Genomic DNA, 15,508 nt, shown 5'->3' with positions numbered 1-15,508 from the left:
GTGCGCCTGCTGTAGCTCCGCGCTCCAGGCCACGGCAGGCGATTTAAACGATCACATCAAAGATGGCCAACAGGCTCGACCGCTGTTGGAGCGCAGAAAAACTCTTCCCCATGCGCTGATGGCAACAGAAGTTGCCCCGGCTCTAACCCTTTATTCGGCGCGGGCGTGCTGGCTACGAGCCTGTTGCGGGTGTGGGGTCATGCCTAGTAGTCCACTTCTCGTAGTGCATTTTCTAATAGCGCACTTGTTCGAGATCCGCGATCAGGCTGGGACCGGTTGGGAGCCATCCCAGCCGCTGCCGAGTTTGCGCGTTGGAAGCGGGCATGTCGAAACCCATAAACGGTGCGAGCCATCCGAAATGAGCTGGCGCTTCCTCCGGTGAGAGGCTGACTACCGGAAGCTTCAGGCCGCGGCCAATAACTTCAGCGATGTCCCGAACGGACACTCCTTCTTCCGCAACCGCGTGATATCTGCTGCCAGCTTCATGCTTTTCTATCGCCAGCCTGTAGAGACGGGCAACATCGAGGACATGCGCTGCGGGAAAGCGGTTGAGTCCGTCACCGACATACGCCACACTTCCCTTCTCGCGAGCTATCTGGACGTAGGGAGTGATGAGGCCCTGCTTCACCGGGTCGTGGACCTGCGGAAGCCGCACCACCGACACGTTGACACCACGGCCAGCTACCGAAACGCCTGCCAATTCCGAAGCTTTACGGGGATTCGGATGGTCGGGATTGAAGTGGTCTTCGGTCGCTGGCTGCCCTGGCGCGGCGTTCCCCATTCCGGTTCCGGAGGTGATGACCAGCGGGCGATCAGATCCGGTGAGTGCGTCGCCCAGAGCCTCGATTGCGCGCCTGTCTTTCTCGCAGTTCTCTACGAATCTCGAGAAGTCATGGTCGAAGGCACAGTGAATGACACCGTCCGACTTGGCTGCCCCACCCCGCAAACTTGCCGGATCTTCCAGAGTGCCTCGATGCGCCTCTGCGCCAGCGGCTTCGAGGGATTGTGCGCCCGCATCCGATCGTGTCAGCCCGATCACCTGATGGCCGGCGTTGATGAGTTCGGGAACAATGGCTGAACCGATGAAACCGGTCGCGCCGGTAACAAAAATACGCATGATGAATTCTCCTTCGCTTCAATTGAGGACTGAATCGTCTTCCCGCCACAGATGAGAGGCCGCGCTTGCACCTCGTCATGAACTAGATGGGACGGTAGCTCAGACGATCCAGGCTGATAGTCCGCATTCCTGGCTCAATCGTCCGGAAGCTTTGTGGATCTTCTTAGATGCATCGCCGCTGCTAACGCTGAGTAGTTCCCCGCAGGGATGCTTCGGCATGGGTTACCTTCGGTGGTTTCCTCAGAGGAAAGGAGCACCATCTTTCTGTTAGCCTCATCCGCGAGGTGAAAGTATGCGCAAATTCAGGTTTCTAAGCTCATTGACCCTAGGTGCTGGGATGTTCTTCGCCAGCAGTGCAGTCGTACCCGCTCAGGTATCCGTCAACATTGGGGTCGCGCCTGTCTGCCCTTACGGCTACTTCGACTATGCCCCGTACCCATGCGCTCCTTACGGCTACTACGGGCCTGATTGGTTTACTGGCGGCATTTTCATTGGAGCCGGTCCCTGGTTCCACGGTCCGCATGGCTTCTATGGCCATGTCGATAACCGTTACGATCCTCATCACGGGTATGCGGGACCGATGCCGGATCGTGGGGAGAGCGCGTTCAATCACTTTCATGCGAATGAGGCCAGGGACGGTCAGGGCCACATAGGAAATGCCGGCCATGACGGAGGCGGGGAGCACGCAGCCGGATTCTCGCATGGTGGTGGCGGCGGTCATCGCTAGAGTGATTTGATTTTGCGGAGTAAACAGCATAGGGGCAACGCCGAAACCGGCGTTGCCCTTTTGCTTCTCGGCTCTCACGCTGCAGTTTTCTAGTTGGCAGGCTGATAGCGCTTGATGTTTGCCGGATCGAAGGTGGTCGGTATGTGGCCGGTGACGCGCAGCTCGAAATGATCTTGCGAGCTCAGCCCGTCGAGCCCCGTGGCCGTCAGATGTACGCTATATTCTCCCGGTTCGGTATAGGCATGATTCACTTCCCTCCCCTCCGAGGTCACGCCGTCTCCGAAATCCCAACGATAGGTGACCACGGGATCGTCTCCCTTGCCTTGTGCGGAGAAGACCAGCGAATCTCCAGCCTTACCCTCCGAAGGATGATCCATCGTCACACTCGGAGGAGTTGCCGGAATTTGTGTATCGACAATCTTGATCAGGCGCACCGAGTGAGCCGGCTGTTGCAATGCGAGCGTGCCGCCATTCAATGCCAGGATATCTTTCGCATCGAGAGCATCGGTGACTTCATAGTGTCCGCCTGAAGGCAGTCCCGCAGCGGCGAGATCGATCGAATGATCGCGCGACTTCTCGCTCCAGTTGAAGACGGTCAGAATGCTTTGCCGCCGATCCTCTTTCAGAAAGAAGACGCTCGGCTGCCCGTCTTCGGCCGAATAGGTCATGAGGTCCAGTGGCAACGATGCCTTGCCGAGTCGAATCATGTTGATCAGCTCTGGGTTTTCGATCAGTGCGAGACGCTCGGGGTCTTTCGTTAACGATGGGAGGTCATCGCCTATCTCGAACATCCCTCCTGAGACGGCGGCGAGCGAAATGGAAACGCTGGCTTCGTCGAGGGTCGCGGGCTTTTTACTTTCGTGCCAGGATTGGTCTTTGATGGTCTGCGTCGACACGGTAAAAGCATCCGGATCGGCCACAAAATAATTCCTATTCATATAGTAGCGAGCCGCTATTCCGGTTGCTGCTTCCTTGCTGGCGCTGAAGGTATGACCGGTATCTTGCGAGATGCGTCCGTAGTCTACCAATCCCACCGGATTCAACATGGGGCTGCCATCCTTGTCGAGAAGGACGCCGTCGCCGACGGTGTCGCGAATCGTCTTCAGCCCGATGCGCTGCGCCTCCAGAGCCGTTGTATTCGGCTTGTAGTAGTAGCCTTCGATCGCGCTGTCATCCATGAAGTCCATCTTGATGTAGCGGATGCCCCAGAGATTTACGAGCGTGGAGTAGGTTTTGCGCAGGTAATCCTGGGCGCCGGGGTTCGTGTTGTCCAATACGTAGAGCTGATCTTTGCGGTGCTCGACCGTGCCTGCATGGATCGGCTTGCCTGACGCATTCTTTACCAACCAGTCGGGGCGATTCTGATACACCCAGGAGCGCTCGGAAACTTCAAAAGGAGCTGTCCATATCCCGGGGACGAGGCCGAGACCTTGCACCTTGTAGTACACCGGGGCGAGACCATCGGGAAAGAGAGTCGCATTCGGCGTACTGTATTCTCCACGCGCGTACTGATAGCCTTCATCAATGTGGAAGATGTTATAGCCGAGCGATTTGAGATGCTCCGCCTCCCACTTGGCGTTCGTAAAGGCCGCTCCATCGTTCAAGCCAAAGTAGTATGCCGTCCAGCTCCACCAACCCATCAACGGCGGTGCTGAAGTCTTCGCATGGTGGATCTGCTTGATGAGCGAACCATAGGTATCAAGCTGATGGTGATAATCCTTCGACAGACTGAAGAGCACGCGTTCGGAAGAGAGTTCAGCGCCGGGATTCACGGGCAGACTTAGCGGTATACGATCCTCGGCAGGAGAATGCTCAAGCGAATTCTCGATCTCCAACTCAGTAGTTCCAGTCGAATCGACTTCATAGGAAGCCAGATGAGGTTCGGTAGCTGACTTGTCTGCGAGGCGGAGCCGCAGAACGGTGAGGAACTGGTCCGAGGAGAGCGCGCCAAGAAACAAGCTCTCATGGCTGGCGAGGTTATAGATCAATTGGCTGCCAACCGCGCGATGCATCTGCTGCTTGGTATCGGCCAGATTGTGGATGGTCATGCCGGGGCGGTCTTCGCTCCAGCTATCGGAGAGCACGCGATCCTCGGCGGCCGGTCCTCCCAGATCGATGACCGCTCCTTCGCTGGCATCCACGGAACGAATGCCTTCGATGTGAACGAGCTTCCCGGTCGTATTGCGAACCGTCACCTGGATATCGCCGAAGGGCTCTCCAGAATAGGCGCGGAGATGATAGACCAGGTCTGGCGCTCCACTTACTCCGGAGTAAGTCACCTGCCAGTCTGTTAATTGCCCAAGATATCCCTGACCCTGCGACTGCGATAATTCATGCCGCGGGTAATCGGATGCACGGAGCCAGCGGCCATCTACTTCGACTCCGATCCCGGCACGCAAAGCAGACGATTCGGAGCCGGGCATGGCAATGGTGTACCTGCCGTCTGCCGGATTTACCTTGATTTGCAAAGCCTGCTCTTCACCAGATGACCGAGCGCAGAGCGCGGTCATAGCGAAGCCAGAGAGCAGCACAGCCGTAGTTAAATTCGCAACAGACACCCTGCCGTTTTTCCCGATCCCGATCCTGCTCACCAACTCCTCCGCCTTCTGTTTTTGTTCTGGATCAGCGCTTCTTGTTAGAACTTAACCTTCAGCGCCATCTGAAGAATCCGAGGATCCCCCGCGGAAGAGATTTGTCCGAAATTGCTGTCTTGCAGTCCCGCATCCGGAGCGCCGAAGTTGACATTGTTGAAGACATTGTAGAACTCAGCGCGGAACTCGTATCCGACCCGCTCGCCGAATTGCCCGGTCTTCAATAAAGCGACGTCGGTAGTGAAGAGCCGCGGTCCACGCAGAGAGTTCTTTCCGATATCTCCATAGGTTCCTATTTGATTTGCGGCAAACGCTGTGGTGTCGAACCATTCATTGACTAAGTCCGGATGGGACCGTCCGTTGCTTAACACTGCGTCCTTGATACTGGCCACCGTAAGAGCCGGACGATCGGCCCCTATCGCTGAGAAGGAGTTATCGTCTTCCGCAAAGACCGTAAAGGGGAAACCCGATTGCCAGTTCAGAATCGAACTTAGATTCCATCCGTTGACCGCCTTGTCTGCGACGCCTTTGAATGGCACATGGGGAAACGCATAGTTTCCCGACAGCCTGAAGACCTTGTTGTCGTCGCCAGAATCGGGACCATAGTCGAAGTAACGACCGCAGGCGCATGTGTTCGTGGCCAGGCCGCCGGGCTCTCCGGAGGGGCCGAAGTCATTCAATGCTCGCGACCACGCGAAGTTTGATTGAAAATCGAGGCCGTGTCCGAGACGTTTCTCCACCTGCAACTGACCGGCGTTGTAACTGCTGTTCACCCCGGAGTTGATCGAATCGATAAACCCAAAGTTCGGGTAGATACGCCGGGACTGGATGTTATCTTCCGTCGATTGCCCCGGAATATATATCGATGGGTTCAGCTGCAGCAGACCTGCCTCCTGGTCCCCTGTTCCACCCAGATGGGATCCCCTGTTTCCAACATACTGAGCGCGCATCAGCCAGCCCGCGCCGAGCTCTCGCTCCAGGGTCAAGTTGTAAGACAGGATCTGAGGGAGGCGGAAATGGCGGTCAAAGATCTGGGTGAAGGAGATGTTCTGCGGAAAGACAGCATTGGGGCCGGGATTGCTGGGACCAAACTGCGCGGGAAATGGATTAGCGACTCCCGCAGCTCCATAAGGATCAGAAAAGTTAGTATCCGTAATGTTGACGATCGGAGCGAATGGCGGAACTCCTACGACGTCCTCGAACGCTACGGTATTGGGTGATTGATAATAGTAGCCCGCGCCGCCGCGGATGCTGGTCTTGCCGTCCTGCGTCAGCTGATACGCAAAGCCCAAACGCGGACCAACGTTGCCGAGATTGTTGTAGATAGAAGACTGAGGACATCCAGAATCATGATTGCTTCCGCCGAAGATCAGGTCCTGAGGAGCATTGGGGAAACGAGCTGATTGGGCTCCGGGAACGAAGCAAGCCACTCGGCCTTCGCTATCCGTGTATGGGAAAAATGGATCCCAGCGTATACCTGCGGTGATAGTGAGTCTCGGAGTTGCGTGCCAGTTATCCTGAACGAAGAAGCTCCAGAGATTTCCGGTGAAGTGGAGATACAATCCGCCGCCCTGAGTAAAGCTCGACACATCTCCCAACATGAAGTCCGAAAGGTTGTTACCCGTAAGGCCATTATCGAAGGTGAAGTTGCCGTCGGCCTGATAGGAATTTCCCATGGGAGCGCGAATACGCTTGTATTCGCCACCCAGTTGAACTTCATTCGTTCCTTTGATGAAGGTAGCGATTTCGCGATCCGATACATCGCCGCGATCCCAGGTTCCGGTGGCGGGCTGGTCTCCCACAGTGAAGTTTCCGGATACATCCACGTTGAGGGTGGCAGGAAAGTTGGTAGGCTGAGCGATGTTCGAGCCGGCCTGGGCGATATTGTAGGGTGCAGAGGATTGCGTCACACCTGTTTGGCTGGTCCACCCGAAATAGCTGTTCAGAAGAATGTGCGGAGAGATGGTATAGATGTCGACGACGCTGACGTTCTTTAGACCAAGATGCTGCGGAGTTTCCGGCGTGCCTTCGAGGATATTGCTGGCCGGCGGTAAGATGACCGGGACGTCATATTGCAGCTGAAAATAACGAGCACTTAAATGGTGCTTGCCGAGGTTGTAGTCTACCTTCGCGAGATACTCATTCGTATTCTGGACAGACGGCGCGGCGTTGTATAGCAGCTGATGAGAGCCGCCCGAGGGATCGTTCGGAAGAGGAATGCCTTTCAGAATAAACAACGCAGTAGGATCGAAGGCCAACGGGCTGATGACGTTGTTGTTGAACTGGTAGGGCGACTGCGGGTTCGGATTTGCCAATACGGTTGGCAATAAGTCCGTAAAGTCGCCGCCTCGTTCCGCAGCAGTTGGCACCTGGGCTATTTCGCCGTTGACCGCGGTGCTCTGTCGAGTGCCCTGATAAGACCCGAAGTAGAAAAGCTTGCCCTTCAGGATCGGGCCTCCGATGGTGCCTCCAAACTGATTTTGCTTCAGCGGATTGGGCGAAGTGGCGAAGTAGTTCTTGGCATCCATCGCGTAGTTGCGAAGATATTCGAAGACATCGCCATGAATTTGATCGGTGCCAGATTTGCTTACAACATTTACGACTCCGCCCGTTGCGTTGCCATAAGTCGCGCTCATGTTGTCGGTCTGCACGTTGAATTCTTGCAGCGCGTCCGGACTGGGGAACGGTAGATTTGTATTGATGTAGGTATCGTTATAGTCCACGCCGTCAAGCAGGTAATAAACTCCGTTGGAGCCTCCGCCATTGACTTTGGCATATTGCTCACCGGGAAGAACTCCGCCTTCACAGTCGGCTCCGCAGTTCTGCGCTGTAACGTCGACCGCGCCGGGAACGAGGAAGACCAATTGCTGCGCCTCGCGTCCGTTCAGCGGCAGGCTCTGCATACTTTTGGCGTCGATCAGTTGTCCGATCGACGGATCGTCGGTGGTCACAAGAGACGCGTTCGCATTGACGGTGACTTGCTGGCTCACCGATCCCACATGTAGTGCGACGTTCTGGGTAGCAGCCTGGCCAACGTTGAGGGTGATCCCATTTTGCACGTATGTGGTGAAGCCGTTCATCTCGACAGTCAATCGATAGTTGCCAATCGGCAGGCTTGGAAAAAGGTAGTCTCCGGATGACCCGGTCTTGGTTTCCTGCTTATATCCGGTTCCAATCTGCTCGACAGTCACGGTTGCCCCGGGAATCGCGGCGGCGGTGTTGTCGGCTACCGCACCACTGAGCCGTGCGGTGGTGTATTGAGCGAGCGACGAACTGACGAATAGGAACAATAGCGAACAGGCGAAAACTGCTTTACCGCACGTACGCCCAAAAATCTGGCAGGCCATAACCATGTTTTTATTTGCTGGTTTCATTTGCACTTTTTCCTACTCTGTCGACAGGTGCCGGGCGTATTCAATTTTTTGTTTTGCTTGAGCTCTCTTCCGAAGGTTCCAACTTGTTACGTTTTATATCGTATTTGAAGTTTTATGAGCATCTACTTTACTGTGTCAAGCGAAAAGTAAGGGTCGCCGAGAGTTTAGAACTTTTCGTTATGTCGAGTATCAGCATCTCCACATGGCTTCCCTTTTGTTCCCTTGAACCCGAACCGGGGAGTGGTCCGAAAAACGCTGCGAATAGCTTGTACATGAACGGGTGATGCTGCGGGAAGAGTCGAATTGGTACCTGGAATGGAAGATGCCGGGCTTCGGATCGCTTCGATTTTGGGGATGCGTTGGAGACGCGCTGGAAAAGCGTCTGACGCGCCGCTTGCGCCTTATGATTCCGACTGAGGAGCGACATCTTATTTCTTGATTCGCAATCGTCGCCAGCCGAACCGGGAAGCAGATCGAAAGGGGATTTCGATCTGCTTCGATCTCAGTCAGCTGTTAACTGGTGGCCGGCGTATTCACCGGCTGATCGACGATCTCTTCGCGCGCGTTGTCCCAGTACACTCTTTTCCCGCTCCAGTAGGACTCTGCGGCCATGATGCATACGATCGAGTGGGAAAAGCCATGATCTACCGTGGCGCTGGGCTGCTTGCGCGTCTGCATGGCTTCGAGCCAATCGACCAGGTGACGCACATCGTCGTCGTCCGGTCCAAGAGAAGTGGGCGGCATTGCTCCGGGAACCTGGACAACATCCTCACCATCAGTGGAAGGCCCGTGCAAGGGCGTCTGCTTATAGACAGGACCGGACTCCCAGGGATCGAATTCTTTTCTCCCGCCTTCCTTCGTCGTCACGAAGAGCGATGCGCCCTCGCCGCCGTAGTTTTCGATAGTCCCGTCCCGTCCCTGAATGCGTGAAAAGCTTCGGTAGCTGTTTCCGAAAGTAGTTTTGTAGGTGTAGAGAAATCCCTTGGGATAGGTGATCGCCGCCACGCAGGTGTCGGCGTTTTCGCGGCCATCCTTCCAGACGAAAACACCGCCGTTCGCCACAACGCTCGCGGGATGGCTCTCGTCAGACCATAGATGAACCAGATCACAGCCGTGGCTGAGCCACTGGTCGAAGATGCCCGAGGAAAATTCTTTGTATAACCGGAACTCAAGATACACATGGGGATCGAATGGCCTCTCGGGCTTGCCGAGCAGCCAGTGTTTCCAATCGGTGTCCTCTTCGCGGAGCTTGGATTTCCGGCCATAGAGCCAGCTCTTCCATTCCAACTTTTCGTCCTTCAGCATCTCCGAAGAAATGCCGGTATCTGTAGGCACAAAACGCCAGCGCTCTTCATTGACATTCCATTCCTGCTCGATCTGGACGATGCTTCCGATCTGGCCTGAGCGGATGATATTTCGCACTGCGAGCGGATAAGCCTGGCTGCGGTGCTGAGTGCCCATCTGGACAATCTGCTTCGAAGCTTTCACCGTGTCACGCGCCTCTTTCGCCTCAGCGAGCACGTTGGCGAAAGGCTTCTCTACATAGCAATCCTTGCCTGCTTGGACTACCGCGCTGCATAGCTTGGCGTGCTGAAAATCCCCGGTCGCAATCATCACGCCATCGATGTCCTTCCGGGCCAGCATGTCTTCCGAATACTTATATTTTTGCGGCTCGAGATTGAAGGCTTTTTTCACCTGAATTGCACGCCGTTCCTGGGCGAGGCTCCACAGATCGCAGACGGCAACCACTTCCACCGGTGTCTGTTTTGCAGCCAGCTGCGCCATGTGCACATGCCCCTCGCTGCGGTCTCCGCACCCCAATTGCGCCAACCGAATCCGGTCATTGGCCCCGAGAATACGGGCATAAGAACGCGCTTCCATGCTGGTAGCCATCAACACTCCACCAGCACCTTTCAGGAATGCTCTCCGGTCGATCCCATCGCTTTCTTTCATCGCGTCCTCTCCAGCCTCTTCCTACCGCCCACATTGAATTGCGTATGTCTCTTTTTCGATAAAGCCCCGGATGGGACCACAGAAGTCTCCACGCTTATGTCGCGAAGAAGATCTATTTATTTCGTTTATTTATCCTATCCTTCGCTTCTGGTACAAAAACATACTTCCCGATCGTTCCACTGTCAAGAAAACACTGGTTTCTCTCGACCCAAAACTATTGGGGCATGGCCATGCGTTCGGTGGGAGCTTCAGTGATGGTCACAGCAGCCGGCGAAGAGCGCGTGCTCTGCCCGTTGGCACTCACAGCTACAACGGTGTACTCAATCTTTCCTTTGTCTACAATCCCGTCAGTGAACTTTGGCAGAGTCAGGCCGGATGCGACGATCTGAGTGGCACCCTTTTGCGTTCTCTCTACCGTATAAGTCCTGGCCTCCGGCACGGGATTCCAGGTTACCGAAACGAACTGATGTTGAATCGACGCGTGTACGCCGGCAGGTGCTTCCGGAGGAGCTCCGGCGGGCAGCAAGCCGTAGACGCACAACTGTCCGGTGCCAATATTTTTCGTACCGAAGCTGGCAAGATATACCTTTCCATTGGCCACGGTCGGAGGCGCCATCTTCGAGTAATTGTTGCAATCGTCTCTTCCGTAATTTTCGAGCGAGTTCCAGAGCTCGTGATTGATGTCGTCTGCATCATAGGCATGAAGAATGCCGGGCCGGGTCTCTTCCCATGAGTCGCCGGTCGCATGGATCGCAGCCCACAAGATCCCGTTCTTATCTCCATTCGCGGAAAGAGAAAGCATGGCTCCCGGATGCCCCTGATTCATTTCCGGCCTTGTCATCAGCGCGGTTTCACCGAGCTTTCCACCGTCGAACTTGTAGACGCGAGTCTTATCCCGTTGGCCCCAAAGGTAAAGTAGCTCCCCATTTTTGGCGCTCTTCCAGTACACAACGCTATGCAGATGCGAGCTCGTGATGTGAAAGTGCTGCACGGCATGCTCATCACCCAGATGTCCGAAATGTTCGGTGTCGATCAGGTAAAGCACGCCCTCCTTGCCGCCACCAACCACAAGGTGTTTGCCTGGAATCAGCGTGGCCCCAGAAGAGTCGAGGTCGTTATCATCTTTGTCCAATTGAAAATGGTTGGTTGGAGTGAACCAGTCCACCATGTGCATATGAGGGTCGAGCTTGATGAAGCTCTCACTGAACTGCGTTTTTCCATTCCAGCTACCATTGCCGGTTACGAAATAAATATTCCCTTCGCCATCCACAGCTGGGGCTTGACCGGATTGCCAGATGCTTGCCCCCTCGCCTCCGGGTGAAGTGTTGACGGCTCCCACCTGTTTGAGAGAGACCGCGCCGTAGCCCAGCAGAAATCCGTGATAAGGCCCCTTGTCGCAATGCGAAGAATAGCCGATGTATACCTTGCCCGCGGAGAGAAAGAGCGCCGGGCGTTGATTTTGCATCAGAGGATCGAAGCCCGGCGCTTGAATAACTACAGGACTATTCGGAAGGTCGGCGCCTGTCTCAGTATCGAGAGCATGCAGGCGCTGCACAAACTTTCCCCCGGCTTTGGTCAAAGAAACTACGTACAGCGTCTTCTTTCCGGCGTCGATTACCGGCGCGCCGACGATGCCCATGCTGCCGTTGATATCGGTGCAGCCAAAGTCTGCGTCGTGAACATTGGCGGGCGTGCCGAAATTAACGTGCCAGAGTGGCGTGCTCGCATCTGCATCGTTGGCGTCAAAAGCGTAGACGCTGTTGTTCACCGTTGTCACATACACGACATCGTGCCATCCGCCGCCTATCTTCACGTTCGTCGCGAGGAGCGGCTGGGTGTAAAGCTGATCATCGACAATTCGTTTGAAGAGCATGCCAAAACTCTTCGCGTTCACGCTTGCCGGCGTAAGAATTGTCTCGTGCAGATTTGTCCCAGTCCGCGCGAGGTCATTGTGCTGCGTCAGTACATCGACTTGGGCGTGCGCCGCAAACGGCAACAGCATTGCAGAGGAGAAAAATAAGTGCCGGATTAATTGATGAAAATAAGACGATGTATCGAATTCCGTCGATGCCATTAGCAACTAGCTCCTTCTTACTCGCGATACTCTAATTGGGAAGCCAAAAATCGAGCTGCAATTCGGGGTATCTTCTTATTTAATTATCTAAAAGCCTGTCAGATCACGACTGTCTCGGCCGGATAAGTAAGAACAGCGAGGCCGTTGCGGCAAGAGGCATTAGCCCTGCAACTACAAATGCCGGTCCATAGGAAAAACGATCTACAGTTAGACCTACCGCAAAGGTAAAGGCCGCACCAGCAAGCCCAGCAGCCAATCCGCTGATTCCTGTAACAGTGGCAACGATGTCTTCAGGAAAGAGGTCGGATGGCAAAGTCAGTCCCATCGTAGACCAGCTGGCGTAGCCCCACAGCGCTATGCAGATCATGGCCAGCGCCACATACACATTGTGGACGCGGGCTACTGGGATGCCCAACAAAATGGGCAGGCAGCTCACCGCGCATATCCAAGTGCGGACGCGAATCACAGAAGCTCCGCGCCGGATGCAATAACCAGCGATGAGGCCGCCGGTGAAATTCCCCAGATCCGCGGCAACAAACGGCAGCCACGCGAAGATCGCAATTCGCTTCAGACTGAATCCACGCGCATCGCTTAGATATTGGGGAAGCCAAAAAACGTAGAACCACCAAATGGGATCGGTGAGTGCGCGCCCGAGCACGATGCCCCACACATTTCTGTTCTTCGCCAGATATAGCCATCTGGCGAGTCCTTTGCCTTCGGACGCGGAAGCTATCTCTTGTCCCGCGCGGATGAAAGCGACTTCTTCTTTTTTTACCCGAGGGTGACGGTCCACCGGATGATAGACGCGCAGCCACACCGCCAGCCAGAGGAAGCCGAGCATTCCAGAAAAGACGAACGACCAACGCCAGCCGAATGCCAGTGCGATCCAGGGGATGATGAGAGCAGCTAACGCTCCTCCGACACTTGATCCGCTGTCGAAGATAGCTACGGCGATGCTGCGCTCTTCACCCGGGAACCACTCCGCGACTGCCTTGCTCGCTCCGGGCCAGTTAACTCCTTCTCCGATCCCGAGCATGAAACGAAAGGCCGCAAAGCTGAAGATGGATCCTGCAAACCCGGTGAGAATATTCACCCCCGACCACCACACCACGGCCACTGCAAGGCCGATGCGCGTACCTACGGCGTCGAGGAATATTCCGCCGAGAAGCCATGTAAGCGCATAGGAAATCTGGAATGCGCCAAGAATTTTGGAGAGTGCGGCATGGCTCAAATGAAACTGCTCGGTGAGCATCGGAGCCAGTACCGAGAATGTTTGGCGGCTGATGTAGTTGATGACCGTCGAGAAAAAGAGGGTCCACGCCACCCACCACCGTGTCCGTCCTGACCTCTTACCCTCGCGATATGTGTTGGTCACCGATTGCTCGCCATTCAACGTACCCATCTCATCTAGCCTAGTCTCGCTAATCAGAGTCAGCGTTGCCCTAACCTTGTCGAAGCTTATGTGAACATCTCAGGCGGCGAACGTTTTAAACAAGATCAGTTGAACTCAGCCTTACCTCCCTTCCAGGATTCCATCCAACTCAGACGCCGAGTCAGTATCTAAATAGACCGTCACATCCGGATGAGTGCGGAGGAGCGTTGCGGGGCACGCTGTAGAAATCTGCTCTTCGATGGTTCGCCTGACGATTTTAGCTTTGCGCTTTCCCGGTACAGACGCGATCAGCTTAGGTACGCGAAACAGCGCTGGAATCGTGAGAGTGATGGCTTCTTCCGGAACTTCTTCGACGCTCTTGAACCATCCTTCTGCCATCTGCTGCTGCCGGCATACAGCATCGAGACGGACGACCTTCACATCGAGAGGATCGTTGAAGTCTGCAACCGGCGGGTCGTTGAAGGCCAAATGTCCGTTCTCGCCGATGCCGAGCAGACATAGTTGCGGATCGGCGGAATGGAGCTGTGCGGCATATTCCCGACTTGTCTCTTTGGGATTTGGCGACGATCCGTCGACCTCGAAGAATTCCTTCATCCTCACCTTGCTCGTCAATTTCTCACGCAGGTAGCGGCGGAAAGACGCCGGATGATCCGGAGATATCCCAATGTATTCATCCATATGAAAGCCGCGGACGCGATTCCACGGCAAGTTGTCGATGCTGGTGAGGGATTCAAGCGTATCGAACTGCGATGCTCCAGTGGCAAAGATTACCGCTATGGAATCTCGAGTCTGCTCCAGGTCTTTCATTGCCTTGGCCGCGGCAAGCGCAGCGGCAGCACCAGCCGACGAGCGGTCCGGGTGGATTTCTACTTTCATGTTCCCAACCTGAAGATGTTTTACTTGTGCGGACGCGGTGTTCATCTGACACTCCTTCGGGTAATAAGCAGAATGCTGCGGCGCATGCATCGAACATCACGATCGCTCATGCGCGTGAGAACAGTCGATCAAGAATCAAGCGCAATTTCGGAGTCGAAAGGCGTGAGGGATTTCCGTGGCAACAGAAAGCCTTCGTTGCCACGGATGGCAAGGAACTGAAGATTTCGTTTTGTTATCTTCCTGTTCGGAATAATACAAAAACATAGTTCCAAATCATTCCGCTGTCAAGAAACAAGCGAGGCTCGGCGTTTTGGGATGTAAAGAGAGCGCAAAGAGCTCCGCAGATAGGGCATTTCAGAAGGTCCGGATCTCGACAACGGGTACGAGCAATGACTCGAGCCGCTGGCGGGGGCGGCGAATCAAGGGCCTTGGCCAAAGATGCGGGGATGCAGACGACGGCTAAGTCGTTAGACCAAGGCCACGTCGATATTCTGTGTACGCAGGGCTTCGGCGATTTCGTGCGGCAGATTGCGATCGGTGATGACGTGATGAATCGCGCCAGGCGGCACGATACGAGACAGGCTTCGCCGCCCAAATTTGCTTGAATCGCAAACAGCTATGACTTTTTGGGCGGCCTTTACCATGGCCCGGTTGACACGCGACTCGAGGAAGTTGGGAGTGGTTATGCCTACCTCGAGGTCGAAGCCATCGACGCCGAGGAAGAGGATATCGGCGTGCATTTCTTCGAGATTGTCCTCAGCCAGCGGACCGACCAGCGAAAACGAGTTCTTGCGCAGCGTGCCTCCGACGAGGATCACCTCGAAATCGGTGCCGGCAAGCTCCGCGGCAATGTTCACCGCATTGGTGATAACCGTCAGCCGCGAAAACCGCTTCAGCCCCTGTGCAATCGCGGTCGTCGTCGTTCCGGAGTCCAATATTACGCAGTCGCCTTCTTCCACCATCTTGATGGCAGCGGCCGCGATCCGTTCTTTCTCCACAAAATTATGCTTTTGCTTTTCCTGCAAGGTGGGGTCGACCAGGGCGCTCGAATGAATGCGCAGTGCTCCGCCATGCGAGCGCTGAACGAGCCCTTTCGACTGTAGATAATCGAGATCTTTGCGGATAGTGATCTGGGATATGCTCAGCTCCTGCGAAAGCTCGCCGACCAACACCCTGCCCTGTTTTTGAATGAGCTCGAGGATGTGCTGCCTGCGCTCATCGATCAGCATTTCAGGCCTTTCTTTGGTGTTCGCCGCCCCAACCTTCTTTTTGTTTCGCATTTATCTGCTCGAACCTCGCACGGAAATTCCGTTTCTATGGCGCGCCGTCTTAGCCAGACGCGATCATAAACGAAAGTTCACAGGGATTCCATAGCTTCCGAAATGCTTTAGCTTACGATCGAT

General features: G+C 55.1%; 9 protein-coding genes. 1 reads left to right on the top strand and 8 read right to left on the bottom strand.

The genetic code is table 11. The annotated features are described in order from the left end of the window. Positions 1-232: 232 nt before the first annotated feature. On the bottom strand, positions 233-1,117 hold the full coding sequence (locus tag XX99_RS09555) for an SDR family oxidoreductase (RefSeq protein WP_050059108.1): 885 nt from the start codon (positions 1,115-1,117) through the stop codon (positions 233-235). 292 nt (positions 1,118-1,409) lie between these two features. Here XX99_RS09555 and XX99_RS26695 point away from each other — a divergent pair, with 292 nt between their 5' ends. Next, a complete protein-coding gene (locus XX99_RS26695; RefSeq protein WP_082125417.1) occupies positions 1,410-1,844 on the top strand; it encodes a hypothetical protein in 435 nt (144 codons plus the stop codon). A gap of 89 nt (positions 1,845-1,933) precedes the next feature. Here XX99_RS26695 and XX99_RS09545 read toward each other — a convergent pair whose 3' ends face one another. The 7 genes from XX99_RS09545 to agaR form a co-directional block, all read right to left on the bottom strand. Next, complete coding sequence (locus XX99_RS09545; RefSeq protein WP_231581222.1) at positions 1,934-4,312, bottom strand: PKD domain-containing protein; 2,379 nt, start codon at positions 4,310-4,312, stop codon at positions 1,934-1,936. Between the two features lie 167 nt (positions 4,313-4,479). Next, positions 4,480-7,809: a TonB-dependent receptor gene (locus XX99_RS09540; protein ID WP_082125416.1), complete on the bottom strand. Its 3,330-nt coding sequence runs from the start codon at positions 7,807-7,809 to the stop codon at positions 4,480-4,482. A 513-nt stretch (positions 7,810-8,322) separates the two neighbouring features. Further along, complete coding sequence (locus XX99_RS09535; protein ID WP_050059105.1) at positions 8,323-9,762, bottom strand: Gfo/Idh/MocA family protein; 1,440 nt, start codon at positions 9,760-9,762, stop codon at positions 8,323-8,325. 214 nt (positions 9,763-9,976) lie between these two features. Continuing rightward, positions 9,977-11,836, bottom strand: coding sequence for a PQQ-binding-like beta-propeller repeat protein (locus XX99_RS09530; RefSeq protein ID WP_050059104.1), 1,860 nt, complete (start codon positions 11,834-11,836; stop codon positions 9,977-9,979). A 103-nt stretch (positions 11,837-11,939) separates the two neighbouring features. Next, positions 11,940-13,238 (bottom strand): MFS transporter, encoded by a 1,299-nt coding sequence (locus XX99_RS09525; protein WP_050059103.1) that lies wholly within the window; start codon positions 13,236-13,238, stop codon positions 11,940-11,942. 111 nt (positions 13,239-13,349) lie between these two features. Beyond that, positions 13,350-14,150, bottom strand: coding sequence for a glucosamine-6-phosphate deaminase (locus tag XX99_RS09520; RefSeq protein ID WP_050059102.1), 801 nt, complete (start codon positions 14,148-14,150; stop codon positions 13,350-13,352). A gap of 422 nt (positions 14,151-14,572) precedes the next feature. Then, positions 14,573-15,385: a transcriptional repressor AgaR gene (gene agaR / locus XX99_RS09515; RefSeq protein ID WP_197081862.1), complete on the bottom strand. Its 813-nt coding sequence runs from the start codon at positions 15,383-15,385 to the stop codon at positions 14,573-14,575. Between the last annotated feature and the right edge of the window lie 123 nt (positions 15,386-15,508).

The sequence above is a fragment of the Silvibacterium bohemicum genome, assembly GCF_001006305.1.
Lineage (GTDB): Bacteria > Acidobacteriota > Terriglobia > Terriglobales > Acidobacteriaceae > Silvibacterium > Silvibacterium bohemicum.
Note: the sequence above shows the minus strand (reverse complement) of the source record. Positions and strands in the feature narration are given on the sequence as shown.

Bases quoted from the DNA above. Each gene is read 5' to 3' on its own strand.
- XX99_RS09555 (WP_050059108.1), bottom strand. From the start codon at position 1,117: ATGCGTATTTTTGTTACCGGCGCGACCGGTTTCATCGGTTCAGCCATT.
- XX99_RS26695 (WP_082125417.1), top strand. From the start codon at position 1,410: ATGCGCAAATTCAGGTTTCTAAGCTCATTGACCCTAGGTGCTGGGATG.
- XX99_RS09540 (WP_082125416.1), bottom strand. From the start codon at position 7,809: ATGAAACCAGCAAATAAAAACATGGTTATGGCCTGCCAGATTTTTGGG.
- XX99_RS09535 (WP_050059105.1), bottom strand. From the start codon at position 9,762: ATGAAAGAAAGCGATGGGATCGACCGGAGAGCATTCCTGAAAGGTGCT.
- XX99_RS09530 (WP_050059104.1), bottom strand. From the start codon at position 11,836: ATGGCATCGACGGAATTCGATACATCGTCTTATTTTCATCAATTAATC.
- XX99_RS09525 (WP_050059103.1), bottom strand. From the start codon at position 13,238: ATGGGTACGTTGAATGGCGAGCAATCGGTGACCAACACATATCGCGAG.
- XX99_RS09520 (WP_050059102.1), bottom strand. From the start codon at position 14,150: ATGAACACCGCGTCCGCACAAGTAAAACATCTTCAGGTTGGGAACATG.
- agaR (WP_197081862.1), bottom strand. From the start codon at position 15,385: ATGCGAAACAAAAAGAAGGTTGGGGCGGCGAACACCAAAGAAAGGCCT.